The sequence below is a fragment of the Streptomyces alkaliphilus genome, from assembly GCF_014141535.1.
Lineage (GTDB): Bacteria > Actinomycetota > Actinomycetes > Streptomycetales > Streptomycetaceae > Streptomyces > Streptomyces alkaliphilus.
In genome coordinates this window covers 1-2,098 of record NZ_VKHT01000874.1, presented here as the reverse complement: position 1 = coordinate 2,098, position 2,098 = coordinate 1, and the positions used below count along the sequence as shown (strand labels likewise).

Annotated in this window: 2 protein-coding genes; both read right to left on the bottom strand. The window is 74.3% G+C overall.

Annotation, left to right across the window (positions count from 1 at the left end):
• Nucleotides 1-1,083, bottom strand: a 1,083-nt coding sequence (locus FNQ90_RS20685) for a cobalamin B12-binding domain-containing protein (protein WP_182607738.1), incomplete at its 3' end; no start/stop codon positions are given.
• Nucleotides 1,080-2,098: PP2C family protein-serine/threonine phosphatase (locus FNQ90_RS20680; RefSeq protein ID WP_182607737.1), on the bottom strand; the 1,019-nt coding region annotated here is incomplete at its 5' end. The genes FNQ90_RS20680 and FNQ90_RS20685, both read right to left, overlap by 4 nt.

Here is a 2,098-nt window from a genome sequence, read left to right as displayed (position 1 = left end):
GACGGGGACGGCGGGGTGGTCGAGCAGGCTCCGACGCCCCCGATCGAGCAGGCGGACGGCGCGGGGCAGGTCCCGGAGACGGTGGGTCAGCAGGTCCAGGGCCGGGAGCAGCGAGTGCGCCGGCACCCCCCGGGTGGTCAGGACACCGGCCGTCCAGAGGATGAAGCCGGTGAACAGGTCGTCGTCGTCGGTGTAGAGGGCGGTGGCGAGGAAATCGACGATGTGCGCGATGTCCTCGGCGGTCCGCCGGTGTTGGGAGCGGGAGTATTCCCGCATGGGTGGGAAGCGCTCCTCCAGGCCGGTGAGGGTCTCCCGGACCAGTCGCGCGCTCGATCGGGTGACCAGGGTGTACTCCTGGTCGATGAGGTGCGGCAGGTCGTCGACCGCCTGGTGCGGGGCAGCGGGTCGGAGCGGGGGGCCGGCGTCGAGGCGGTCGGCGGCGGAGCGGGCGTCGGGGGCCCACATGTCGGCGCCGAACAGACGTGCGTAGCGCCCGTCGGGGCCGAAGGCCGCGCCCCCGACCAGCACCGGCACGCCGGCGGCCTGGCAGGCCGTGATGGTGGCGTGGGCGGTGGGCAGGCGGGTGGCGATGGAGCCGGAGAGCGCCACCGCCTCCGGACCGGTGAGGTGGAGGTGCCCTATGAGGTGGGGGGTGGGCACCTGGGCACCCAGGTGGTCCACCCGCCATCCGCGCAGCTCGAGGACCTCACCCAGCAGGCGCCCGGGCAGGGCGTGCCACTCACCGTCCACGCAGGCGACGGTGATCCGGCCCCGGGTCGGTTCGCGGCGGACCGCCGGGTGGCGGGCCAGCATCGCGATGACGCGCTCGTTGATGGCGGTGGCGGCGTGTTCCCGGGCCACGCTCATGCGGTTCGCGGCCCACTCCTCACCGACCTTCCGCTGAACGGCGCCGATGACGTCGAGGAACAGGCACTCGGGGTCCATCCCGGAGTCGAGCGCGGCCAGGGCGATGTCTCCGGCACACCGTTCGTCGCCGTGCCACACGGCGTCCCAGAGGCGGTCTGCGCACTCCGGTGCCCCGGGCACCCGGCCGGGTGCCCGGGAGCGGGTATCGGGGATCATGCGGTGAACCTGCCCCGTCCGTGGCCTCCCACCGCACTGAGATGGGCGCCGCGCGGTGCCGTGATGGCGACGACGGCCATGTCGTCGTGGCGACCGATGCCGAGCCACTCGGAGACCAGCATGCGCACCCGCTCCACGATGGCCTCGGCGGGCATGCCCGCGCACTCCTCGAGGGCGGCGCGCAGGCGGTCCTCGCCGAAGAGTTCGTCGCCCATGGGTCCGCCGCGTGCCTCGGTGATGCCGTCGGTGAACAGCAGGCAGCTCTCGCCGGGGGCGAGGTCGGTGGTGTGGGTGCGGGCCTCGATCCGGGGGAGGGCGCCGACCAGCATGCCCTTGGTGTCGGCCTCCTCGACCCGGCCGTCGGCGCGCACGATCAGCGGGGCGGGGTGGCCGGCGCTGGTCAGCCGCAGGCGCACGGTGCCGCTGCGGCGCACGGCCGAGGCGAGGACCAGGGTGACGAAGCGGGTGTGGTGGGAGTCCAGGAGCGCGCCGTTGAGCAGGCGGAGCACCCGCTCGTGGTCCTCGGCCATCGGCAGCAGCGCGTGCAGGGTGTTGCGGATCTTGCCGGTGAGCACGGCGGCCTCCAGGCCCTTGCCGCAGACGTCACCGAGGACGGCGAGGGACTCCTGTCCCTCCGCCGAGGCCGGGTGGACGTCGTAGAAGTCACCGCCGATGCGCTCCTCGTCGGCGGAGGGACGGTAGCCGGCCGCGAACTCGACCCCGTCCACGTGGTGCAGGCGCGGCGGCAGCAGCTCCCGCATGAGGATCTCGGTGATGGACGCCTGCTCGGCGTAGAGGCGGGCGGCGGACATGGCGGCGCCGGCGCGGGCCGCGAAGAGCCGCGCGAAGACCTCCTCGCTGTCGTTGAAGGAGGTGCGGTCGGAGCGGCGCAGCAGGACCAGGGCCCCGGCGGGGACGCCGTGGCCCGGCAGCGGGGTGACCACCATGGAGCCGACCTCCCCGAAGTCCTCCGGCACCATCCGGGCGGGGGCGGAGGCGGGGTCGATCCACCGGG